We start from the raw sequence: 23239 nt of genomic DNA, 5'->3' as shown, positions 1-23239 counted from the left end.
GGGCCGGCTCCGCCGCAGCATGCATGAATGCCGATATCGCCGTCGCGGGCCGCCCCGGGCATGGGGCGGCCCGCGACGGCGGGGGCTCGCTCAGCCGACCAGGTCCCGCGGCATCTGCTCCAGCTGACGGAAACGCCCGCGCAGGTAGATCAGGACGTCCTCCTCGTTGCAGCGCCGGACGGAGAGCAGCCGGCCGACGAAGATGGTGTGATCGCCGCCGTCGTAGCCACGCCACAGCTCGCACTCGTAGTGGGCCACCGCGCCGTCGATGAGCGGGGCGCCGCTGTCCGGGCCGGGCACCCACGGCACGAAGTCGAACTGTGACGAGCCGAGGGGGCGCCGGTTGTCGGCGAAGTGACGGGCGATCTCCTCCTGGCCGGACGCGAGGATCGACACCCCGAACCGGCCGTTCTCGGCCAGCGCCTCGTGCATGATCGCGTCGTGGCCGACACACACCAGGACGAGGGCCGGGTCCAGTGACACGGTGGTGAACGAGTTCGCCGTCATCCCGTGCGGGCGGGCGCCGCCGACGGTCACCACGGTGATGCCGGTGGCGAACGTGCCGAAGGTGGTGCGCAGGCCGGCGCGATCGGGCAGTCCGGTCACGACGATCACCGGGTCCCGGGCTGAGCGTCGGCCAGCAGCGCGAACACCACCGGTTTCTCGACACCCCGTACGGTCGTGGCGAACGTGGCGACCCGCAGCTCCCCGGACGAGAACGTCACCCAGCCCGGCCGGGCATCCGGCAGGAGCACCAGCGGCGTCCGGTCGGACTGCCCGGCCTTGCGCAACGACTCGATCGCCGTCCAGACCCGTGTCGACGCCGTGCCCGCCTCTTCGCCCAGCATCGTGACCACGATGTCGGCCAGCCCGGCGTGCCGGCCGAGGAGCCCGGCCCAGGTGTCCGGCTCCCGCCGCTCGACCACCTCCACGTCGCAGCCCACCGGGCCGTCGCCGGCGACCCCGATCGTGACGCCGGCCCCGTGCCCGGCCGAGATCGACGCCCCGGGTGTCTCCGGCCGCCCGTCGGGACGGTAGGTGATCACGGACGGGCGGCCCAGGGCTCGTGCGATCACCCGGCTGGTGCGGGCGCGACGCCAGGCCAGGTAGTCGGCGGCCGGCTCGCCGCTCTGCTCCACGGCGACCTCGACCCGCATCCCCGCGACCTCGGCCGCCGCCCGGGTCAGGTACGCGCCGAGCAGCGGCACGACCCACGGCCCGCGGCCGTCCTTCTTGCGCACGGCGTGCAATCTCAGCCCGTCCCAGCGCTCGATCACCGTGCCGTCCGGCGTGCACAGGACGACGTCGTAGACGTACGCGTCGCCGTCCTGCCGGCGCTCGACCGCCCGGTAACGGAACCGCCCTTCCCCGCCGAGCCGGGCGCCGGCCGGGTGGATGCGGGTGACACCGGCCGGCAGCAGCGTCGCGTCGGGCACACACACCTGGGTTCCGTGCATCAGCGCGTCCCGGATGCCGGGGTCGCCGAGCAGCAACGTCTGCGGAAGGTAGGCGCTGAACCAGGCGGTTCCGGGCGCGGCGGCGAGCTCGGCGTCGACGTCGCGTGCGGCGGCCCGGTGGTAGCGGCGTACGCGCTGGAACCGGGCGCCCTGGAAGAGCACGTCGCCGTACAGGTCGGCCGCCGGGTCGACGGCCACCTCGGGCTGGCCGTCCGCGACCGTGCCGAACGGCGCGTCCGGCGCCGGCTGAACCGGGTAGCGGCAGCGGGCGCGGAAATGCTCCACCGCGAAGCCGGTCTCGGCGCTGTGGATGGCGACCTCGACCGCGTCGTCCGCGACCACGGTGGCCGCGACCCGGATCGTCGTCGAGCCGCCGGGCGGCACCACGATCGGGCGCAGGAACTCCGCGTTCTCGATGACCGGCGGTTCGGCTCGGCCCGTCACGGCCGCGCTCACCTGGGCCATCGCCTCCATGCCGAAGACCGCCGGGAACAGCATGTTGCCGTCGAGGTGGTGGTCGGCGAGGTAGAGGTCGGTGCCGGCGCTCAGCTCCACCTCGGTGACCAGCTCGACGCCGTGGTAGCGCACCAGCGGCCGTTCGGTGAAGCGCAGCAGCGGCAGCTCCGGCTCGTCGTAGCGCACCGTGTGGATGCCCTCGGTGCGCCCGCTGATCACCACGACGCCGGGCGTGCGGGTGTCGGCGAGCAGCCGCCGGAGGATCCGGATGCCCTGGTCGGGCGTCACCGGCGTGATCCCGTCGCGGGAAAGCGCCTCGACGACGGCCAGGCGCTCGCCCATGCCGACGCCCGACCAGACCGACCACTCGAGGCAGATCGCCCGGCAGTCCGGGTTGTCCGCGCCGACCCGGGCGGTCAGCTCGGCGAGCCGCTCGTTGGCGACCGAGTAGTGCGCCTCGCCGCGCAGGCCGGCCCGGCCGATGATGCTGCCCAGCGTGACGAGCAGCCGCAGCCCTGGGCCGACCACGTCGAGCACGTGCCGCAGACCGTCCACCTTGGGCTCGGCCGTGGCGCGCAGGTCGTCCGTCGTCACGCTGGTCAGGGCCTTGGGCTCGTTGCGGCCCGCCCCGTGCAGCACGGCCGTCACCTCACCCAGCTCGGCGGCGAGGGCGCCGACCGCGGCACGCACCTGTTCGGGGCGGGTGACGTCGGCGCGGGCGTAGCGCACGGTGACACCGGCGGCGGCGATCCGGCGCAGGTTGGCGGCCAGCTCGGGGTCGCCGTCCGGGTCGGAGCGGCCCAGCACGGCCAGGGCCGCACCGCTGTCCTGAGCCATCGCGAGCGCGCACTCGGCCGTGATCCCCTTGCCGCCGCCGGTCACCAGCAGCACGTCGGACGGGCCGAGCGGCGGCGCCGGGGCGGCCGGGTCGACGGACATCGGCCGCAGGGTCGGCACCCTCCGCGCGCCGGCCGGATCGTAGTGCACCTCGCTGAACCCGGTGGTGGCGGCGACCTCGGCGACCAGCGTCTCCACGTCGTCCCAGCCGTCCGGGACGCGGAGCACGGTCGTCCGGAGGGCGGGCGCTTCGAGGTGGGCGGTCTTGGCCAGTCCGGCCCCGACCGCTCCGCGCTGCAACAACACCAGCGAGCGCCGGCCGTCGCCGGTCACCGCTTCCTTGACGCCGTCCAGGGCACCGCTGAGGTCCCCGGACGGCGGGACCGCCACCAGGACACCGGCGCCGGCCCGAGCGGTCTCGAGGGCGGCAGCCAGCCGGGCGGCCAGGGAGTCGCCGGCGTCGGCGTACAACCGCCAGGGCCCGTTCCCGGCGGCCGGCGCCGGGGCCGGCCGCGGCAGTTCGTCGAGGTCGATCCGCCAGGCGCGGGCCCAGTCGGCGGCGCCGGTGACGACCGGCGCCGCCGCGGTGTCGCTGCTCAGCCCCGTGCCGGCCTGCGCCTGCAGCGCCTCGGCCAGCTCACGCACCGTCGCGGTGGCGAAGTTGGTCGGGGCCTGCGCGGGTGGGATGTTCATCGCCTGCGCGACCTGGTTGACGATCTGGCCGACGGTGATCGAGCTCAGGTGCAGGTCGTCGAGCATCCGGCTCTCCGCGGCGACCAGGTCCGGCGGCAACTCGGCCCGGTCGGCCGCGAGCCGGCGCAACAGGTCCAGCGCGCCCTCGCCGTCCCCGGCCCGCTCGGCGGGCGTCTCGGGCCGGGTGGCCGGCTTGGCAGCGAGCGTCAGCGACGGCGCCTGTTCGCACGGGTTGGCGAAGAACGAGAACTCCGCGCCGACCTGCAGGGGACGCAGCAGACGTCCGTGGAACAGGGCGGCGTCGACGCTGGTGGACGCGGCGACGAACGCGGCCGCCACCACGCCGAGCAGGCTGCCGATCGACTCGTCGTCGGTGTTGAGCGAGACCGCGGGCACGGCGGCGATCTGGCCCGCCAGCCCGCTCAGCACCCGCCCCGGGCCGACCTCGATGAACAGATCGACGTCCTTGGCCGCCTGCTCCACCGCCTGGGCGAAGCGGACCGGGGCGGTGATCTGGCGGCGCAGCAGCTCCTGGACATCGGTGTCCGGGTCGAGCACCTCGCCGGTCACGGTGGAGTGGACCCGCCGCCGCACCTCGCCGAACGCCTCCGCGCCGAGCCGCTCGGCGAAGGCGTCGGCCGCCGGCGCCACCAGCGGCGAGTGGAACGCGTGCGACACCGCCAGCATGGTGGCGGTCATGCCCGCCTCCTTGGCCTGGTCGCACGCCTGCCGGACCGACTCGAGGTCGCCGGCGACGACGGTCTGGTGCGGTCCGTTGTATCCGGCGATCACCACCGCCGGGTCCAGCCCCAACGCCTCGACCTGCTCGGCGCTGCCGCCCAGCCCGGCCATCGTGCCCGACGTGCTGTGCTCGGCCATCGTGCGGCCCCGGATCCCGGCGATGCGCAGCAGCGCGTCCTCGTCGACGGCGCCGGCCCAGTGCAGGGCGGCGATCTCCCCCAGGCTGTGCCCGACCGCCGCGTGGGCGTCGATGCCGATGCCCGCGAGCACCTGCAAACCGGCGAGCGAGCCGGTGACGATGCGGGGCTGGGCGGTCTGAGTGGCGACCATGTCGCCGGACGAGGGCAGGCCCGCCCGCTGGTACACCTCCTCGGCCTCGGCGAACCGGCGGCGCAGGGCTCCGCCGCTGGTGCCACGGCCGGAGCCCTGGCCGGGGAAGAGGAACGCGACCCGGCCGGGACCGGTGGCCGAGCCGAGGAAGCTGCCGCCGTCGGGGTCGAACACCGCGGTCTGTCCCGCGTCCAGCGCCTCACCGAGCCGGCGCAGCCGCCGCTCCGCCTGCTCGGGCGAGGAGGCCACCACGGCGGCGCGCCACGGGAGGTCACGCAGCTCCCGGTGCAGCGTCCCGGCGAGGTCGGACAGCTCGGCGTACGCCACACCGGCCACGAAATCGGTGAGCCGGGTCAGCCGCTCACGCAGCTCGCCGGCCGACAGGGCGTCGACCAGCAGCAGTTCGGCGTCCTGCAGCGAGGAGGCCAGGTCGCCGGTGCGGGTGTCCAGCCGGGCCCGGCGCCGTGGCCGCGTGTTCTCGAGCACGATGTGCGTGTTGATGCCGCCGAAGCCCATCGCGGTGACGCCGGCCCGCACGGCTTCGTCCGCCGGCCACGCCTCGGCCTTGCGCAGCGGGCGCAGCGGCGCGTCCTCGGCGGCGAGCACCTCGTGCGGGTCGACGCAGCCGATCGTCGGCGGCAGCACCTCGTGGTGCACGGCCATGGCCGCCTTGATCAGCCCGGCCACGCCCGCGGCGGCCTTGGTGTGCCCGATCATCGCCTTGATCGATCCGACGGCGGCGGGTCGTGCGCCCGGCCGGGCCGCCTCGCCGCGGGCGGTCGCGAGCGCGGTCAGCTCGGTGGCGTCACCGACCTGCGTGCCGGTGCCGTGCCCCTCGAAGAGCGGGACGGTCTCGATGCCGAAACCGGCACGCTCGTACGCCCGTCGCAGCGCGAGGCGGTAGCCGGCCAGCTCCGGCCGGGTCATGCCGCCCTTGCCGTCCGACGAGATGCCCCAGCCGGCGATCGAGGCGTAGATCCGGTGCCCGGCGGCGACGGCGTCGTCCTCACGCATCAGCACGACCATGCCGCAGCCCTCGCCGGGCCAGAAACCGTTGGAGTTGCGGTCGTACAGGCGCATCTCGCCGGTTGCGAGCGCTCCGGTCTTGGCGAAACCGATGATCTCGAAGGGGTCGATGGAGAGGTCGACGCCGCCGGCGATGGCCACGTCCAGCTCCCCGTCGAGCAGCCCCTTGCAGGCGGTCGCGACCGACAACAGCGAGGACGAGCAGGCGCCGTCCACTGTGTAACCGCCGCCCTTGAGGTCGAAGTGGTTGCAGATGCGCCCGGCGATGGTGTTGGACAGGCCGCCCGCCAGCGTGTCCTCGTCGACCGCGGGGAACGGGCTCTTGAAGGTGGCCTCGAAGGTGTCGAGGAAATCGGCCAGCTGGTCGTCGTTCCAGTCCTGTTCCTTGAGCGCGGCCGCGACCATCCGCCGGACGAAGGGCCAGCGCAGCCGGAGCTGGTTGGCCCGGGAGAACTCGCCGGTCAGCGTGTTGCCGACGATGACACCGGTACGTTCGCGCGGCAGCCGCTCGGCCATCGGGAAGCCGGCGTCGGCCAGCGCCATGGCCGCCACGTCGAGCGCCAGCCAGTGGGTGAGATCGGTGCCCCGATAGGTGCTCCCGGCCACCTTGTACGCGATCCGGTCGAACTCGTAACCCTCGATGACGGCGGCGTTGCGCGCGTAGAACTTGTCCGGCGCGCTGCGATCCGCGTCCCAGTAGTCCTCGAGGCGCATCCGTACGTCGGGCAGGCGGCGGAACGCGCGCCGACCGGCCACGGCGTTCTCCCACAACTCCTTGGGCGAGGTCGCGTCCGGGTAACGGCACGCGATGCCGACGATGGCGATCCTGGTCATACTCTCGGCCTTTCTCTTCCCGCGATACGTTCGCCCCGAGCCCGGGCAGGGGTCAGCACCGGCTCGGCCCGGGTGCGACCGTCCTCCGGCGGAACTCGTCGTGTGCGGGCCGCGACCGGCCCGCGGATCAGCGTTGAACGCCCGGCTCGAGCGGCGCCAGCCGATGCCGGACGCGGCCGCGCCAGACCTCGTAGTCGACCTCGTCCTCATCGGCGAAGCCGGTCACGGCGACGTCGTCGGCGAGGGCGGCCGCAGCTCGCACGTCGACGCCGGCGAGCGCCCGGACGGCGGCCTCGGTGTGCTCGGGGACGAACCCCGAGTAGGAACGGGCCTTGGCCGCGAAGACAGCGCCCTGGCCCAGATGGGCGGCGTCCGTGCCTGCGTCCACGAGCAGCGATCGCAGCCCGGTGACGTCGCAGCCGCCGGCGAATGTGGCCGCCAGACCCACCCCGCTCCACAGGTCGGCCCGGCGATCGGCAGCGAACGCGGCCACCGCCGCCGACACCCCCGTGGGCGAGCCGCCGTGGATGAACCAGAGCGCGCGCCCGATGCCCTGGTCGGCCGCCCGGCGGAAGTAGCCGGGGTGACCCAGCCACGGGTACGGCGCGGGCCGCACCTGCCGTGTCACGTACCGCTCGGTGTGGAAGTAAGCCAGGTCGAAGCCGTACCCGTCGACGGCGAGCCAGCTCATCGTCGGGTAGTACGGCGTCCCGTCGAGGTCGGGCAGCACATTGCGCCACAGGGCGCGGGGCAGCCGGGCCATGGCGAACCCGATGCCGATGTAGGTGAGGAACGTGTGCGGCACGGCGGGACCGCGCAGCAGTTCCCGGGCCCGGGTGGCACGGCCGGCCGCCATCGCGTCGCGCACGGTGTAGGCCATGGTCGCGCCCTCGTAGGCGAACCCCCGGTGCTCGGGGTCGACCAGCTCGAGGCGGCTGACCACCTCGGACTGGCGCAGGCCGTCGATGGCCCATTCGAATCCGCAGACGACGGCCTGCGGGATGGCCTCCAGGCGCCGGCCGGCCGCCGAGCCCGCGGCCGGAAAGCCGCGTCCGGCGAAGGAGATGTGGGCCGGTGACGGCGCCAGCGCGAACCTGCGCAGCGCTCCCGTGAGCGACGGCATCGATGCTCCTCCTGGTCCGACTCGGGCGTCACAGCCACGGCGATGACGCTTCTTCATCGTGCAGCGGGCCCGCGCCGCCGCGCGTCTCCTGGAATGCCGTCCCGACCGGCTGACGGTCGCCGATCACCCGCGCGGCCGCGAAGCTCGCCCAGGCCACGGTGTCCAGCACCACGCCGTCGCCCGGGTGCACGGCCCGGAACTCGCCGACCAGCACCTCGTCGATCTGGTACGAGGCGGCGCAGGTGAGCAGCGCCAGGCGGGCGGAGACGGCCTCGGTGGCGGGCAGACCGGCCACCAGCCGCTCGCACCACGCTGTCGAGATGCCGGTCTCCTGGCCGTGCCAGCCGTCCAGGAACTCCGCGACTACCTGCCGCACGGCGGGCGGCACGGACCGCTCCCCCGCGGCGTCGAACGCGTCGGACGCCCGCGCGTACGCGTCGGCCACCCATGCGTTGCCTGTGGTCCAGAGCCCACCGCGGGTGCGGGACGGATCGGCCGGGGGCAGCAGACCGACCGACCGGCCGGGCTCTCGCGGGTCGCGCAGGGTGGGGCGCATCAGCCGGCCGATGCCCTGTTTGGCGCGGCGCCGGGCACGCGGCCCGAGGCTCGGCGGCAACAGGAAGGGCGACAGGAAGACGTTGACCATGCGGCACAGGTAGTGCAGGGCGACCAGCACGCCGACCAGTTCGGCGGCGGCCCCGGGGCGCGGATCGGGCAGCGGGACCGGGCCGTCCGCGGTCTCGTGCGCGTGCCGGGCCCACTCGGCCGCCGCCCGCAGCCGCGGATCGTCCATGCCGGCCGGGTCGTCGCGGGCGATCGCCTCGGAGTCGTGCTCGGTGCCCAGGTCGTACAGGCTCACCCCGTGCATCTCGGCGCAGTACGGGCAGATGTTCGCGATCGACACGGCAGCCGCCACGGCTTCCTTGACGGCCCGGGACACCAGGCGCGTCGGCAGCAGCGGCTCGCGCATGAGCATCCAGTAGGCCGCCAGCAGATCCGGGGCCGGCGAATGCAGCTGCGCGGGCGGTATGACGACGCGCATCTCGTCGGCCACCTGCTCGTAGACGCGGGCGACCACGCCGGACGCCTCGCCCACGGCGACCGGCCTGACGTGCTTGACGTGCCGCTGAACAACGGAAGCGGCTACCCGGCTGGGAACCATCGCATCCTCCTGGAGGCCGGCTCGATGGCCCCAGTATTTGCCGTCCCGGGGGCCGACCGGCCCGCCCTGCGACGAGGTGAGCACGAACAAAGAAGGCCCGTCGCACAGCGCAAGGCCAGAGATGCGGGAGGGATTCGGCGGTGCGGACGATGGGTCTCTGCCGACGCCGATCATCGAGCGGTCCCGCCTCGGCGGCGGCCGGTCGCCAACGGCTCAGACGAAGGGAACCGCGGTGCCACCGAACAGACATGACACCGACTCGACCACCATCCTCACTGTGGAGGCGTTCGCCGACACCATCCTCCCGGGCGAGAAGCGCGACCCGTCCGACCGGGCCGTCGCCGGCGCCGCCCCCGGGCCCGGCGCGGTCGCGGCGGGCGCGATCGACCTGCTGGAGCTGCCGGGCGGTGGGCTCGCGGGCACGCTGCCCGGCCTCGCCGACGCCCTCAACGGGCACGCCGCCGAGCTGGGGGCCGCCGCGGATCCGGACGTCCCGCCGTTCGTGGCCCTCGACTTCGAGCAGCGCACCCGGCTGGTCCAGCGACTCACCGCCCCCGACCACCCCGAGAAGGCCATGTGGGTGGCGCTGGCGCTCTTCTGCAACATGGCGTTCGACAGCGCGGCGCACCTCAACACCGCCGCGGCGCTCGAGGCGGGCCACCCGGGCCTGCTCACGATCGGCTACCGGCAGCCCGAGCCGGACGGGGTGTGGCGGTTCCCGTCGTACTCGTACGGCCGTCGGCTCGCCGACGTCCACCCGGCCACGACCAGCGGCGGGAGCCCGGCATGAGCGCCGTGGAGAGCACCGACGTCCTGGTCATCGGCAGCGGGTTCGGCGGCGCGATCGCGGCGTACCACCTCGCCGCGGGTGGCGCCAAGGTGGTGGTGCTCGAGCGTGGGCCGTGGGTGACCGCCGACGAGTTCGACCACGACTTCCTCCTCGGCTCCTCCTACACCCGGGTGTTCGACTTCGTGGTCGGCGACGGGATGAGCATTCTCGGCGGCAACTGCGTCGGCGGCGGCAGCGTGGTGTACTTCGCGACGATGCCCCGGGCCCCCGGGTTCGTCTTCGAACGCCACGGCAGCATCGGACGCCGGATGTGGCCGGCCGCCATCTCGCGGGAAACCCTCGATCCCTGGTACGAGCGGGTCGAACAGGCGCTTCCGGTCACCCAGCAGCGGTGGGAGAACGTCCCGTACGCCGGTGGTCTGTGGGCCGCGGCCTGCAACCACGCCGGACGTACGGCCAACCCGGCGCCCTCGGCGGTCGACGTCGACCTGTGCACCAACTGCAACTGGATGATGGCCGGCTGCAAGTTCGACGCGAAACGGTCGCTGCTGCTGAACTACCTGCCGGGCGCGCTGGCCCACGGCGCCGAGATCCGCCCGCTGCACGAGGTGCAACACCTGACGCGCACCGGCGACGGCTACCGCGTGCACTACCGGATCGTCGACGACGAGGACTACCGGGTGCTGCACGACACCGGGGCCATCGACGCCAAGATCGTCATCATGGCCGCCGGCACCGGGGCCACGCCGGTCATCCTGCGCCGGTCGGAACCGCACCTGGGCGCGATGCCGCCCGCGGTCGGCCGCTACTTCTCGGGCAACGGCGAGCGGCTCAACACGGCGGTCTTCGACGAGGACCGCGTACGCGACGTGCTGGGCCTGGAACGACCGGACGGCCAGGCGTACGCCGGGTATCAGATCGGACGCGGCCCGGTCGTCGCCAACTGGGACCACCTCGACGGCTCGCTGCCCGAGCACGAGCGCTTCTCGCTGGAGCAGCTCTTCTTCCCGCCCGGGCTGGGCACGATCCTCGCGCAGGTTCCCGACGGCACGGACCCGCTCTGGTTCGGCCGGGACAAGAAGGAGATGCTGCGCCGCTGGCAGTCCTGGCTGACCATCTTCATCATGTCCGAGGACGACAACGAGGGCGTCTTCGGCGAGCCGCCCGAGACCGGCAACGCCGTCCGGCTCTCCCAGCAGATGCTCGGCACCGGCCCGCTGCGGTACGAGCCCACCGAGAACACCTGGCGGGGCTGGAACCTGGCCGACGCCGAGATCAAGGACATCCTGGAGCGCGACGGGCTGGCCCGGGTCGCCCCGTGGACCAACGACCTGGTCGGCGCGTACACGGTGCACCCGTTGTCGTCGTGCCGGATCGGCGACGACCCGGCCACCTCGGCCCTGGACGACCGGCACGAGCTACGCGGGCATCCGGGCATCTTCGTCACCGACGGCTCCGCCGTGCCGGGCGCGCTGACCGTCAACCCCGCGCTCACCATCTCGGCGCTCGCCGAGCGGGCGATGCCGGGGATCGTCCGGGCCGCCCGCGAACGTGGTGTCGCCGTGCGGTACGCGGGTTCGTTGCCCGAGGGCGAAGCTGCCTCGCGGCGCCCGGTCCACATCTGACGTCGGCGGGCCCGGCGTCACCTCGCCGCCGGGCCCGGCCGCACCGCGAGGGAGAACGACGATGGGAAAGCTGCTCATCAACGCGACCCGCCGGATCTCGCCGGCACACATCAACTATCTGCGCCCGGTGCCGGTGTCCGCGGCCCCGCCCGCGGTGGCCCGCGTCTACAGCCAGATCGAGCGGGACTTCGGCATGCTGGCGCCGCCGGTCGCCCTGCAGGCGAGCTCGCCCGTGGTGCTGGCCGCCTGCTGGGTGATGCTGCGCGAGACGCTGCTGACGCCCGGCCCGGCGAGCCGCGAGCGCAAGGAGGCCGTCGCCGCGGCGGTGTCGCTGGCCAACCGATGCCCGTACTGCGTCGACGTGCACGGCGCCACGCTGGTCGGCCTGGACGGGACCGCCGACGCGCGGGCCGTAGCGGCGGGCCGCATCGCCGAGGTCGCGGACCCGGCCCTCGCCGCGCTGGCCGGCTGGGCGTACCACCTGGACGGTCCCCGGCCCCGGCCGATGCCGTTCGCCGCCGCCGAGGCGCCACACCTGCTCGGCGTGGCGACGACGTTCCACTACATCAACCGCATGGTCAACGTCTTCCTGCGGGAGTCGCCGCTGCCGGTGACCGGAGGGTCCCTCGGCTCGGTGTTCCGGCGCACGGCGGAGCGGATCATGGGATCGCTGGGCCGCCGCCGGGCGGACGCCGGGCTCTCGCTCGGTCTGCTCGAGCCCGCGGAGCTCCCCGCCGATCTGGCCTGGGCCGGTCCGGACCCGATGGTGGCCGAGGCGTTCGCCCGCGCCGCCCAGGCCTTCGAGGCGTCGGCGACGCACGCTGTTCCGGGGCCGGTCCGGGAGATGGTGCTGCGGCACCTCGCCGAGGAACGGGGTGGGCCGCCCGGTCCGGACATCCGGGACTGGCTCGCCGAACCGACCGAGCCGCTCGCACCGGCCCACCGCCCGGCCGGCCGGCTCGCGCTGCTCACCGTCCACGCCTCCTACCGGGTCACGCCCGACCTGGTGGCCGCGTTCCGGGCCGGGGACCCCGAGGACCGTTCCCTGGTCGAGCTGGTCGGCTGGTCGGCCTTCGCCGCCGCCCGGCACACGGCGGCGCGAGCGGCTGCGGGCGGCCCCGGCGCCGTCACCGGGGACTCTCTTCGGTGACGGCGCACGAACGGGCGGCCCGGACGCGCTCAGCGTCCGGGCCGCCCCGCCGCGGGGTCACAGGCGCCAGGGCCGGCGCCGGCGTCTCGTACGCATCAGGAGGAAGCCGGCGACGGCGAGCGCCCCGGCGTTGGCTGTCAGCATGATCCCGCTGAGAGGGTCCAGGCCGTGCTGATGTGACAGCGCCGCCGGGTCCGGGCCCGCGCCGGACGTGGCCGGGGGCCGGCCGGTGCCAACGCTGAAGCGCAGCACCCCGGCCACGTCGTCGCCGCCCTCCACGACCACGTGGTAAGCCACCACGAAATCGCCGGTCTCCCGCACGCCGACCGGCTGCCGCAGGCTGTCGCCGCCGGCGCGGGTCAGCGGGCCGGCGGCGAGGTCCGTGCCGGCCGCGTCGCGCACCGTCACGTGTGAGAACTCCACGACCGGCGCGCCGGTGAGCCGCAGCGTCACGGCCGCCGGCGCGCGGGCGAGCGCGGCGAGGTCGGCCGGATCGCTGGTCACGACGGCAGCGCCGGCCGGGGCCGCCGAGCACCCGGCCGGCGCGAGAGCGCTCGCGGCGGCGAGGACCGCCGCGAGCAGCCACCGGCTCACCTCAGACCCCGGCCGCGGCGTGCTCACGCTCGGGGACGTGGCCGCACGTGCAGTCGGTCGCCGCGGCCTCCCGCGGGTTCGGGCGGAGGTGGAAGTACATGGCGACGATCATCGGCAGGAAGACCACCGAGTTGTAGAACAGGTGCAGCTCCACCCGGGGATAGATCAGCTGCAGGATGCTCGTCGGTGCGCCCGCGCCCCAGAAGTTGTGGTGCGTCTGGGCCTGGATGAGCAGCAGCAGGTGCTCGATGTGGTGCCAGAACTGGATGACCAGGGCGACGGTCCACCAGGTGCGGGCGCGCCCGGCGAAACCCGGCCGCAGCAGGAACAGGCCGGTCAGCATCACCAGGGCGTACCCGTAGTGCATCCACTCCGACTTGACCAGCCAGGGGAACTGCACGCCGAGGACGCCGCGCGACTCGGGAAGCGGCCAGTGCAGCACCCAGATCTGCCAGGCCTGGGCCAGGTGCTCGGCCCAGTGGGCCAGCACGACGATGAGGAAAAGGCCGAGTGCCAGACGGTGGCGCCGGCCGTTCAGTGTTGCGAGCACGATGCGGTCTCCGTTCGGTGTGCGTTGTCAGGGCCGGGGCGGTTCGAAGAACCCGGGCAGCTTCGCGGTCAGCACGAGGTCGCCCTTGCTGCGCAGCCGGCCGCGCATGACCAGCGCGACCGCGTTGGCGTTGCCGGTGAGCATCCGCAGGAAATCCACGGCGTCGAGGGTGAGCACGAGCTGGGGCTGCCCGTCGGCGGTGGGCGACACGCTGCAGGCGCCGTCCGCGATGACCAGCTCGTAGACGTCGAGTCCGCCGTCGGCGCGGCCACCGACCCGCCAGTGGACGACGGCGGTGTGGCCCGCCGCGCGGTCGGGCCGGAAGACGTCGGGCATCCGGCGGACCAGTTCGGCGAGGATGGGCGTCCGCCGCTCGCCGGACATGACCCGGCGCAGCACGTCGGTGGGGGTGGCCTTGACGACCCGCGCAAAGGCCAGCGGGTCCATGACGGCGGGATCGGCTTGGTCGATGAGCATGTGGGCTCCCAGGTGAAGGGATGATCGCCGGGTGCGCGGGCGCCGGCAGGGGTTCAGCCGGCGGCCGAGACGCGCATCGGCAGGCCGCCGCGGATCCGCAGCGACAGCATCGGCTCGGGCCGCACCGTCCAGCCGGGCGCCGTGGTGAGCCGCAGCTCGCGGGCCAGGCACGCGATGACGAAGACGGCCTCCATGAGACCGAGGTGGTTGCCCACGCAGAAGCGCGGCCCGGCGCCGAAGGGGATGTAGGCGTACCGGGGCCGGTCGCCTCGGGCCGCGGTCTCGAAACGGCCGGGGTCGAAGCGCTCCGGATCGGGCCAGAACCCGGGATGCCGGTGCAGGGTGTAGGGCGACACCAGGACGTCGGCCTTCCCGGGAACCGGGTAGCCGCCGATGACGTCGGGCTCCTTGGCGATCCTGGGCAGCAGCCATACGGGCGGGTAGAGCCGCATGGCCTCCTCGATCACCGCTGACGTGTAGGTCAGCTTCTCGAGGTCGGCGAACGTCGGCAGATCGTCGCCGAGGGCGGCGACCGCCTCGTCGTGCAGACGCTCCCACACGTCGGGCCGATCGCTGGTCAGGTGCAGCGTCCAGCTGAGCGTGCTGGCGGTCGTCTCGTGCCCGGCCAGCAGCAGCGTCACCAGTTCGTCGCGCAGGCGCATGCGTCCCACCCGCGGGTCGGGCTCCCGCTCGGCCGAGGCGATCAGCCGGGTCAGCACGTCCTCACCGGCGGTCGCCGCGGCCTTGCGGCGGGCCACGAGCTCCTGGACGATCCGGTCCAGGTGGGCGCGGGCCCGCCGGAACCGCAGCTGCTTGGCCAGCGGGACCCAGGTGGGCACGGCGCTGAGCGTGGCCAGCTCGAACATCGCCTGGTCCTGCACGGCGGCGAAGGCGCCCCCGATGTCGTCGAACTCGCTCAGGTCGGCGTCGAGCAGCGTACGGCCGAGCACGCCGAGGGTCAGCCCGGTCAGTTCGCTGACCACGTCGACCGGTTCCCCGCCCACGGCCGCACGCAACCGGGCGACCAGCTTCATCGCCTCCTCGGCGACCGGGCCCGCCTGGGCGGCGATGCGGCGGCTCTGGAACGCCGGCTGGATCACCTTGCGCTGCTTGCGCCACAGCTCGCCCTCGCTGGTGAGCAGGCCGTCGCCGAGCGCCCGCCGGGCGTGCACCAGGCCGATGCCCTTGGTGTAGTTCCCGCTGTTCTCGGCGAGCACGTGTTTGGCGGTGTCGGGATGGTTGAACAGGTACAGGGTCTTGTGCCCCACGGGGAGCCGGGCGGCATCGCCGTACCGGGCGGCCGCGTCGCTGAGCATGCGGAGGCGGTCACGGCTCATCACCGCCAGCATGCGCAAGGCGGCGGCCCGGGAGGGTCCGGGGACACGGCGGCGGACAGTGGCGGGGGTCTGGGTGGCGGTCATCAGACTCGCACCGCCGTGTACGGCTCGAGCGCGCGGATCAGCGCCACCGGCACCCGGGAGGGTTCCGTACGGGTGTTGGGCCCGCGCATGCACGCCACCCGTTGCGATCCGCGGGCCACCAGCGTCTCGCCACCGCCCGGGTCCAGGCGGACGTAGTCGAAGCTGAACTGCAGCTGGGTCTGCGCCAGCTCCTCCAGCCGCATCCGGATGGACAACTCGTCGAAGGCGGTGATCTCGGCGTAGAACTCGCAGTCGACCCGCAACGTGAACAGCTTCAGATCGTCGCGCAGGTCGGCGAGGACCTCGGGCGCGCGCTCCTTGAGGAACATCTCGCGGCAGCGGCCCTGCCAGCGCAGGTAGTTGACGTAGTAGACGTTGCCGACCAGGTTCGTCTCCTCGAACCCGACGGTGTGCTGGTAGGCGAAGTACGACTCCATGTGGTCCTCCCTAGACCCGCCCGGCCGCGGCGAAGGTGTCGATGATCCGGTCACGCCATGCGGCGTACTGCGGGGTCTCGCCGTCCGCCGGCAGGCCGGCACGCGCCTCGTCGGTCACCTTCGTCGCCGCCGCCGCGTCCATGCCGCAGAAGACCTCGGTGGCCAGCTCGTTGTGCGGCACGACGAGGTCCGCCCGGACCCGGGCCGCGGCGGCGAACGCGGCGCCCTGCGCCACGAACCGGCGGTACGGGCCGGCCAGTTCCCAGAAGCGTTCCAGCTCGGCCTGGTCGGCGGCCCCCGCGTAGGTGGCGGCCAGCCCCGCACCGGCCCACAGGTCGGCCTGCCGGTTGCCGGGGAACCCGTGCAGCAGCCGCGCGACGACCTCAGGGTCGGCGCCGCCGACGAACCAGCAGGCCCGCCCGATCCCCTGGTCGATCACCCGTGCGGCGTGCCCGCCCCGGTCGCCGGGCCACGGGAAGCGCTGCTCCACGTAGTGCTTGTGCACGTACGACGATGTCCGGAAGTAGGCCTGGTGGAAGCCGTACCCGTCGAGCACCAGCCAGCGCAGCAGGGGGTCCGGGGCGTGCAGGGACCCCCAGCGCATCCGGGGCAACCGGGCCATCGCCCAGCCGACGCCGACGTACGCCATGTAGATGTGCCGGTCCGCCCGGCCGGCCAGGAACCCGGCGACGTGGTCGCGGCCGCCGACGGGGAGCCCGTCACGGACGGCGTGCCCCATCGCGGCGCCCTCGTAGGCGAAACCCTGGTACATCGGCGAGATGGCCTCGAGCGCCGCTTCGACGTCGCGCGGACGCCGGGCCTCGGCCGCCTCGCCGTATCCGGTCAGGAAGAAGCGGCCGATCGACTCGAGCCGGTCCCGCGCCTGCGGCGACTTGACGTGGAAACCTCGGACCGACAGCAGGGTCTCGGACATGGACGGGGTCAGTAGCCGCCGCCGGAGTTGTCGCAGGCGTGTTCTCACATCTCCTCCAGGAGTTGTCCGGGCCGACGGACACATCGTCACGCGGCCATGCCGGCCGGGGCGTCTTCAGCCGTGCGCTTCGGGCAAGCGGGATCCCGATCGCGCACACGTGCGGAAGCCGTGCGTCGCCCAGGCCGCCGAGACTGTGAGAGGCCGTTGCCGCGACAGTCCTGAACAGGAGGTCCACATGGTGGAGACGATCAACATTCCCGAGCGGCCGGGCCGGAGCTGACGCGATGTCCGAAGTCACGCCGGCGTTCGCCCGGCACACTCTGCAGGAGGCCGGGGAGCGCTTCGCCGGCCTCGTCCACGCCGCGGCGGACCACCGGCGCCGCGCCACGGCGCACTGGTCGGTCGCCGAGACCGCGGCGCACACCGCCACCCTGGTCCGGTTGCTGCGCGGCCTGCTGCGGCCCGCGGAACGCACGCTGCGCTCGGCGGACGAGTTCTTCCGCTCCGGCACCGTCGACGACGTGGCCGAACTCAACCGCCGGTTGTTGCGGGAGATGCCCGAACGCGACCTCGTACGGCTGGCCGGCCTGATCCGCGACGACCTCGGCCCGGTGCTGGCGGCGTACGACGCCCACGACCCGGACGACCTCGTGCCGTGGCTGGGCGGCTCACACGTGCCGGTCGCCGGTCTCGCCGCCCACATGGTCAACGAGTTCCTGATTCACGGTCGCGACATCGCCGGGGCCACCGGCCGGCCGTGGTCGATGCCGCCGGCCGCGTGGGCGCTCTTCCCGCAGTTCTTCCTGCCCGGGATCATCCGCGGCGGGTACGGCAGCATGCTCGACAGCGACCGGCCGGACCGCGCGGGCCGCATCGCCGTCGAGTTCCGCTCGGCGTACACCAGCCGGACGGTTCTGGTGCTGCACGACGGCCGAGTCAGCCTGGGGCAGCCCGGCGGGGACGTCGACGTCCGCGTGCGCTTCGACCCGGAGACGCTGGCGCTGGTCCTGTTCGGACGTGTCGGCAAGGCCCGGGCGGTTCTCACCCGGGGCCTGTCGGTGACCGGCCGCCGGCCGTGGCTGCTGGCGCCGTTCCTCGGCAAGGTCCGCATGCCGCCGGGCTGACCGGTGTGGTGTGGCTCCTTGCGGGCAAGGAGCCACACCGGGTCAGGCCGCCTGGCCGATCGAGCCGGCCGGCAGCGCGTTGCGCGCGTTGAGCTGCTGGAGGGCGTACTTGCGGGCATCCAGCAGCGCGAGCAGCACGGGCGGGTCGAGAGCGCGGAACCGGCGCAGCGTGACCTCGACCGAGAGCTGCGAGTCGGGCCTTACCACGATCGGGCCGCGCGACGCGACGGAGACCGGCCGGTCGGCGCGGTCCGGCTCCCCGGTGTCCGCGTCCATCGCGGGAAGGCTCTGGGCGAGCAGGTACCAGCTGCCGGTGGGGACGACGCCGAACCGCAGCCGGCCCGGCCGGTCGAGCACGGCACAGCTCACCGGTTTGCCCTGCGGGATCGGGTCGGCGAACAGGCCGACGAAGGTGAGCGCGTCGGTGGCGTGGCCGGCCCGCAGGGTGCAGGTCACCGACGCGTGCGATCCCCGGCCGGCGGGCACGTCGGAGTCCACGTCGATGGCTGCGGCGAAACCGGCGCGCCGGCGGTAGGTGGTGGGCGACATGCCGACGCTGCGGCTGAACCGGGAGCTGAACGTGCCGACGCTGTTGAAGCCGACGTGGATGCTGATGTCGGCCACATTCATCGACGTGGTCACGAGCAGATCCTTGGCCCGCTGGAGCCGGAGCGCGGACAGGAATCGTCCCGGCGAGACCCCGGTGGTCCGCTGGAACATACGGGTGAAATGAAACTTGCTGAACATGGCCGCTCGGGCCAGATCGTCGACTGTCAGTTGTTCGCCCATACGCTCGCGCATCGTGTCGATCGCGCGCAGGGCAGCAAGCTCCGCATCGTCCATGAAATTCCCCCGTTTGAAGGCAGAGGTCGTCCGGCCGCGTCATTTCGGCATTTCGGGAGACGGGTACGAATAAATGTTAACGGGTGGTAAATTAATAGCCTGGTCGCATCATTGCGACGCTCCGCCGCCTCCCCGGTAGAGGCTAACGAAGCCGGTGCGTGCGAACAATACGAACCGGCGCCCGCCGGAATGCAGCGCAATCGAGAAGTAGGAATGGATACCGGCACTCGACGGTGGACGTTCGGCGGTCCTGCCCGGGCCCATCCGCCCACGTGGGGGCCGTTAACACGGCATTCCCTGGCCCGGAAGTGGGATTTCACGAACTGAAAAGTCACGCACGGTGTCGGCCACCCCGGAGCGAGATGCGGATCAACGCGGGCGAGCGGCCGCACCCGACGGGCGAACGCCCGCTGAGCAGGGATTCCACGATTCCAATCAAAAATTGTTTCCGCAGTGTCGGCAAGCGGGCAGTTAACAAGAGCGATCTTGTGTGCGATGATTTAAGCGAGACAATGCAAGCGGGGGATTATGCGCATTTCCGACTTGAGCCGCAGGGGTGACGTCGCCATCCCGACGATCAAGTTCTACCTCCGGGAAGGACTCCTTCCTCCCGGACAGTCCACCGCTCGCAACCAGGCGGTGTACACCGAGGAACACCTGGCCCGGCTGCGCTTCGTCCGCACGTTGATCACCGTCGGCCGGCTGCCGGTCGCCACCGTGCGCGAGGTGCTGGCCGCGGTCGACGCCTCCGACCTCAGCGTGGAGGACCACTGCCGCCTGATTCAGCACGCGCTGCGCGTCGACCGGATCGACAGCGCCGCCGAGGCCTCCCCGTCGACCGTCGCCCAGGCCGGTGAGCTCATCCGCCGGCTGGGCTGGCGGGTGGACGAGTCCGCCCCGGGCATCGCCGCGCTCGCGCAGATCTCCGACGCGCTGCGCCAGCTGGGCTGGCAGGGCGAGGTCGAGGCGTTCAGCGTGCACGCCGAACTGGCTCGCATGGCCGTCCGGCGCGAACGGGAGCTGGCCATGGGCCTGCCCGTCGCCACGGCAGCCGCCTGCTACGTGCTCTTCGAGATGGCCCTCACCACGCTACGGGGCCTCGCCCACGAGGACCTGCTGGCCACCGCGGGCGCGCTGCCAGATCCGTCGTCGCCCGGCGCGTCGCCGAAACCCGCGGCATCCGGCCGGGGTTCCCCGCCGGAGGGTCAGCCACCCACCGACGAGAACTGCCCCGACTGCCGGCCCGGTCCGGCGGGGCCGCGGTAGGCCTGGGCGATGCCGAGCCACCGATCCGCCTCCGCACCCCGCGCCACCAGCGCCAGGTCGTCACGATGCCGGCGCCGCGTCACCAACAGGCAGAAATCCGCCGCCGGCCCCGACACCACCTGATCACTGCCGGCCGGACCGAACTCCCACAAATCACCCGACGGACCGGTCAGCTCGAACCGGAACTCCTCCGCCGGCGGCGTCAACCCCCGCGCCAGATACCCGAAATCCCTGGTCCGAGCCCCGAAACCGGCGACCTGCCGGATCCGGTCGGTCCACCGGCGGCGCACCCCCAGCGCGTCCCGGACGTCCTGGCCGTGGGCGAACACCTCGGTCAGGCCCACCGCGACCAGCACCGAGGCGGGCACGGGCCGCACCGGCCACGGCACGATCCCCGCGGCCGGCGAGGCGGCCAGCGCCCCTTCGGTGACTTCCCGCTCGGCCCGCCACCGCTCGAGCGGTGACTCCCCCGAGGCCAGGAACTCCTCCTGCAGCGTGGCGACGGCCATGCCGAAGCGCGCGCTCAGTCCCGCGGTGAGCCGGGTGAACTCCTCCGGCCGCGTGAGCGCGACCCCCGCCATCCGGAACGCGGCGGCCAGGTGAACGATCTGATGCGCGATCGTCCAGCCCACGGCCGGGGTCTCCAGCCGCCACTGGTCCGCACGCAGCTCCGCCACGAGCGCGTCCAGTTCGGCGGCCTCGTCCCGCAGGGCACCGACGTCGGTCAAGATCTCCGCCGCCACGGGCACCTCCTCCTGATGCTCGGCGGGCACGGTCACGGATCCAGGGTGCCGCCGGACGTACGGCCGTGTCTTCTTCCGCGGTGCCGGGGCACGGCGACGGCACTCTCAGAGATGCCCGCCCGCCGAGGTGGACCCGAAGATGTGGAAGTACCCCGACCGGAGCCTCCGGTGCTGGTCACGTCAGACGAAGGAGACGCAATGACAGCCGAGACGACGAGGACCCGAGCCGTCGACGAGACCGCGGCGCGCGCCGTTGTCGACAACGTCGGCAAGGCCTGGGCGGACAACAACCCCGACGCGTTCGCGGACGCATACACCGCCGACGGCACGATGATCCTCTCGGGCGACCGGTTCATCCAGGGCCGTGAGGTCATCCGGGCCATGGCGAAGCAGCAGTTCGCGACCGCCCACAAGGGAACGACGCTTCTGCAGAACGTCATCGACGTGCGCCCGGTCGGCGAGGCGGGGGCGGTGGTCATCACCGACGGTGGCGTGCTCGCTCCCGGTGAGACCGCGCCGCACCCGGACCGCGAGATCCGGGCGACCTGGGTGCTCGAGAAGCAGGACGGCAACTGGCTGATCGCCGCCTACCAGAACACCCGCAACGCCGACGGCCGCCTGCCCGGCGCCTGAGCCCGCGGGCGCGAGGCGTCGCATCGGGCGCCTCGCGCCGCGGACACCGTCCCGACGAAGCAGACGCCGCACCCGAGAGAAAGAGGTACCGGCCATGCCGGACGTGTACGACGCCCTGCGCGCGGAGGCCGGTGAGATCGACGACCTCGTCGCCGGGCTCTCACCGCGACAATGGTCCCTGGCCACCCCCGCACCGGGCTGGACGATCGCGCACCAGGTCGCTCACCTGGCCTTCATCGCCCACCTGGCCGGCCTGGCCGTCACCGACCCCGAGGGGTTCGAGGCGCTGGCCAAGGCGGCCCGGGCCGACTTCCAGGCGGCCGTGGACGCCGCCCTGACCGAATACCTCGCCGACCCGCCCGAGCGAGTCCTCGCCCGGTGGCGTACGGAGCTGGCGACCGCCACTGACGCGCTGGCGGCGGTCCCGCCCGGCGAAATGGTGCGCTGGCTCGTCAACCCGCTGCCGCCCCAGGTGATCGCGGCCGCCGGGATGATGGAGATCTTCGCCCACGGGCAGGACGTCGCCGATGCGCTCGGAGTCCGGCGGCAACCCCGCGACCGATGGCGGCACATTGCCGGTTTCGGGGCTCGGACCAGGGATTTCGGGTATCTGGCGCGGGGGTTGACGCCGCCGGCGGAGGAGTTCCGGTTCGAGCTGACCGGTCCGTCGGGTGATTTGTGGGAGTTCGGTCCGGCCGGCAGTGATCAGGTGGTGTCGGGGCCGGCGGCGGATTTCTGCCTGTTGGTGACGCGGCGCCGGCATCGTGACGACCTGGCGCTGGTGGCGCGGGGTGCGGAGGCGGATCGGTGGCTCGGCATCGCCCAGGCCTACCGCGGGCCCGCCGGGGACGGGCCGAAGCCGTTGTCCGCCTGACCGGAGTCCCGCCGAGGCGGCGAGCCACCTGCCGGTGGGCTCGCCGCCTCTTCACGTCGCCATCGCCGTTCGCGATCCCACCGCCGTTCGCGATCCCACCGCCGTTCGCGACCCCACCGCCGTTCGCGACCCCACCGCCGTTCGCGACCCCACCGCCGTTCGCGACCCCACCGCCGTTCGCGACCCCACCGCCGTTCGCGACCCCACCGCCGTTCGCGACCCCACCGCCGTTCGCGACCCCACCGCCGTTCGCGACCCCACCGCCGTTCGCGTCGCACAACGTCGTTCCCGTCGCACAGCTGAGCAGGCCCGGCCGCCGGGGGACGGACCGGGCCTGCTCAGTGAGCTCGTGGTCAGGCGGTGGATCCGCCGTCGAGGACGAGGTCGGCGCCCACGGCAAAGCCGGCCTCGGGCGAGGCCAGCCACAGCACCGCGCCGGCCACCTCGGCGACCGTGCCGACCCGGCCGATCGGCAGCGTCGTGCGCATCCGCTGCGCCTGCTGCTCGGGGGTCTCGCCGCGGATCAGCGAGAACGGCGTGTCGATCGGCCCCGGGCTGACCGCGTTGATCCGGATGCCGTCCCCGATGTTCTCGACCGCCGCCGTACGGGTGAGCGCGGTGATGGCTGCTTTCGCCGCGCCGTAGGCCCCCGTGCCGGGGATGGCCTTGTGCGGGCCGATGATCGACGACATGTTGACGATCGCGCCGCCGCCGTGCTCCCGCATGTACGCGATCTCGTGCTTCATCGACAACCAGGTGCCGGTGGCGATCGAGAGCGCCGTGCGCCACGCCGGCTCCTCCAGGTCCGCGACGCGTCCGCCGACCATCAGCCCGGCGTTGTTGAACGCCACGTCGAGACCGCCCAGCTGCTCGGCGGTCGCCGCCACCAGGGCCCGTACGTGGTCCTCGACGCGCACGTCGCCGGTGAGGGACGCCGCCGTGCCACCGGCCGCCTCGATCGCCTTGACCGTCTGCCGCAACGGCTCGTCCTCGAGCCCGCTGACCATGACGCGGGCCCCCTCGCCGGCGAACGCGAGCGCGGCGGCCCGGCCGATCCCGGTGCCACCGCCCGTCACCAGCACGACCTTCTCGTTGAATCGCACGTTGAGACTCCTTGTC

The 23239-nt window shown here is 73.3% G+C and carries 20 protein-coding genes; 7 read left to right on the top strand and 13 right to left on the bottom strand.

Features of this window, described 5'->3' with window-relative positions; translation table 11 throughout:
• Positions 1–90 precede the first annotated feature (90 nt).
• The 4 genes from C8E87_RS29005 to C8E87_RS28990 all read right to left on the bottom strand — a co-directional run bounded on the left by C8E87_RS29005 (position 91) and on the right by C8E87_RS28990 (position 8659).
• Positions 91–612 (bottom strand): flavin reductase family protein, encoded by a 522-nt coding sequence (locus tag C8E87_RS29005; protein WP_239080694.1) that lies wholly within the window; start codon positions 610–612, stop codon positions 91–93.
• On the bottom strand, positions 612–6374 hold the full coding sequence (locus C8E87_RS29000; protein ID WP_133876010.1) for a type I polyketide synthase: 5763 nt from the start codon (positions 6372–6374) through the stop codon (positions 612–614). Before C8E87_RS29000 ends, C8E87_RS29005 begins: the two co-directional genes overlap by 1 nt.
• Before the next feature lie 127 nt (positions 6375–6501).
• Positions 6502–7497: a DUF1702 family protein gene (locus C8E87_RS28995; RefSeq protein ID WP_133876009.1), complete on the bottom strand. Its 996-nt coding sequence runs from the start codon at positions 7495–7497 to the stop codon at positions 6502–6504.
• A gap of 28 nt (positions 7498–7525) precedes the next feature.
• A complete protein-coding gene (locus C8E87_RS28990) occupies positions 7526–8659 on the bottom strand; it encodes a carboxymuconolactone decarboxylase family protein (protein WP_166661278.1) in 1134 nt (377 codons plus the stop codon).
• Positions 8660–8891: 232 nt separating this feature from the next.
• On the opposite strand from C8E87_RS28990, the gene C8E87_RS28985 reads away from it, so the two are divergent.
• The 3 genes from C8E87_RS28985 to C8E87_RS28975 all read left to right on the top strand — a co-directional run bounded on the left by C8E87_RS28985 (position 8892) and on the right by C8E87_RS28975 (position 12224).
• Entirely contained in the window at positions 8892–9449 is a 558-nt protein-coding gene (locus tag C8E87_RS28985; protein ID WP_133876007.1) for a DUF5987 family protein, read from the top strand.
• The gene (locus C8E87_RS28980; protein WP_133876006.1) at positions 9446–11074 is read left to right on the top strand and encodes an FAD-dependent oxidoreductase; all 1629 of its coding nucleotides are present in this window, start codon (positions 9446–9448) and stop codon (positions 11072–11074) included. The genes C8E87_RS28985 and C8E87_RS28980 overlap by 4 nt, the downstream gene beginning before the upstream one ends.
• A gap of 61 nt (positions 11075–11135) precedes the next feature.
• Positions 11136–12224: a carboxymuconolactone decarboxylase family protein gene (locus tag C8E87_RS28975; RefSeq protein WP_133876005.1), complete on the top strand. Its 1089-nt coding sequence runs from the start codon at positions 11136–11138 to the stop codon at positions 12222–12224.
• Positions 12225–12281: 57 nt separating this feature from the next.
• On the opposite strand, the gene C8E87_RS28970 is transcribed toward C8E87_RS28975, so the two are convergent.
• The 6 genes from C8E87_RS28970 to C8E87_RS28945 all read right to left on the bottom strand — a co-directional run bounded on the left by C8E87_RS28970 (position 12282) and on the right by C8E87_RS28945 (position 16721).
• Positions 12282–12818 (bottom strand): copper resistance protein CopC, encoded by a 537-nt coding sequence (locus tag C8E87_RS28970; protein WP_166661277.1) that lies wholly within the window; start codon positions 12816–12818, stop codon positions 12282–12284.
• Position 12819: 1 nt separating this feature from the next.
• Complete coding sequence (locus tag C8E87_RS28965; protein WP_307870870.1) at positions 12820–13368, bottom strand: hypothetical protein; 549 nt, start codon at positions 13366–13368, stop codon at positions 12820–12822.
• A gap of 27 nt (positions 13369–13395) precedes the next feature.
• Positions 13396–13704, bottom strand: a complete 309-nt coding sequence (locus C8E87_RS28960; RefSeq protein ID WP_438866198.1) for an SCP2 sterol-binding domain-containing protein — start codon at positions 13702–13704, stop codon at positions 13396–13398.
• A gap of 194 nt (positions 13705–13898) precedes the next feature.
• Complete coding sequence (locus C8E87_RS28955) at positions 13899–15266, bottom strand: cytochrome P450 (RefSeq protein WP_133876001.1); 1368 nt, start codon at positions 15264–15266, stop codon at positions 13899–13901.
• A complete protein-coding gene (locus C8E87_RS28950; protein ID WP_133876000.1) occupies positions 15266–15703 on the bottom strand; it encodes an acyl-CoA thioesterase in 438 nt (145 codons plus the stop codon). The genes C8E87_RS28955 and C8E87_RS28950 overlap by 1 nt, the downstream gene beginning before the upstream one ends.
• 10 nt (positions 15704–15713) lie before the next feature.
• A complete protein-coding gene (locus tag C8E87_RS28945) occupies positions 15714–16721 on the bottom strand; it encodes a DUF1702 family protein (RefSeq protein WP_133877146.1) in 1008 nt (335 codons plus the stop codon).
• A 200-nt stretch (positions 16722–16921) separates the two neighbouring features.
• On the opposite strand from C8E87_RS28945, the gene C8E87_RS28940 reads away from it, so the two are divergent.
• Complete coding sequence (locus C8E87_RS28940) at positions 16922–17761, top strand: maleylpyruvate isomerase N-terminal domain-containing protein (RefSeq protein WP_133875999.1); 840 nt, start codon at positions 16922–16924, stop codon at positions 17759–17761.
• 42 nt (positions 17762–17803) lie between these two features.
• Here C8E87_RS28940 and C8E87_RS28935 read toward each other — a convergent pair whose 3' ends face one another.
• Positions 17804–18604 carry a helix-turn-helix domain-containing protein gene (locus tag C8E87_RS28935; protein WP_133875998.1) on the bottom strand — a complete coding sequence of 267 codons (801 nt, stop codon included), beginning with the start codon at positions 18602–18604 and terminating at the stop codon, positions 17804–17806.
• Between the two features lie 528 nt (positions 18605–19132).
• Between C8E87_RS28935 and C8E87_RS44670 the strand changes: the two genes are divergently transcribed.
• A complete protein-coding gene (locus C8E87_RS44670) occupies positions 19133–19870 on the top strand; it encodes a MerR family transcriptional regulator (RefSeq protein WP_203721000.1) in 738 nt (245 codons plus the stop codon).
• On the opposite strand, the gene C8E87_RS28925 is transcribed toward C8E87_RS44670, so the two are convergent.
• Positions 19810–20643, bottom strand: coding sequence for a TIGR03084 family metal-binding protein (locus tag C8E87_RS28925; protein ID WP_438866197.1), 834 nt, complete (start codon positions 20641–20643; stop codon positions 19810–19812). The genes C8E87_RS44670 and C8E87_RS28925 overlap by 61 nt on opposite strands.
• Before the next feature lie 168 nt (positions 20644–20811).
• On the opposite strand from C8E87_RS28925, the gene C8E87_RS28920 reads away from it, so the two are divergent.
• On the top strand, positions 20812–21246 hold the full coding sequence (locus tag C8E87_RS28920; protein WP_133875997.1) for an SgcJ/EcaC family oxidoreductase: 435 nt from the start codon (positions 20812–20814) through the stop codon (positions 21244–21246).
• A 94-nt stretch (positions 21247–21340) separates the two neighbouring features.
• A complete protein-coding gene (locus C8E87_RS28915; RefSeq protein ID WP_133875996.1) occupies positions 21341–22120 on the top strand; it encodes a TIGR03084 family metal-binding protein in 780 nt (259 codons plus the stop codon).
• Positions 22121–22473: 353 nt separating this feature from the next.
• On the opposite strand, the gene C8E87_RS28905 is transcribed toward C8E87_RS28915, so the two are convergent.
• A complete protein-coding gene (locus C8E87_RS28905; protein WP_133875995.1) occupies positions 22474–23223 on the bottom strand; it encodes an SDR family NAD(P)-dependent oxidoreductase in 750 nt (249 codons plus the stop codon).
• Positions 23224–23239 lie beyond the last annotated feature (16 nt).

This window comes from Paractinoplanes brasiliensis, assembly GCF_004362215.1.
In the GTDB taxonomy this organism is placed as follows: Bacteria; Actinomycetota; Actinomycetes; order Mycobacteriales; family Micromonosporaceae; genus Actinoplanes; species Actinoplanes brasiliensis.
The sequence above is the reverse complement of the archived record's forward strand: the minus strand, read 5'-3'. Positions and strand labels throughout refer to the sequence as shown.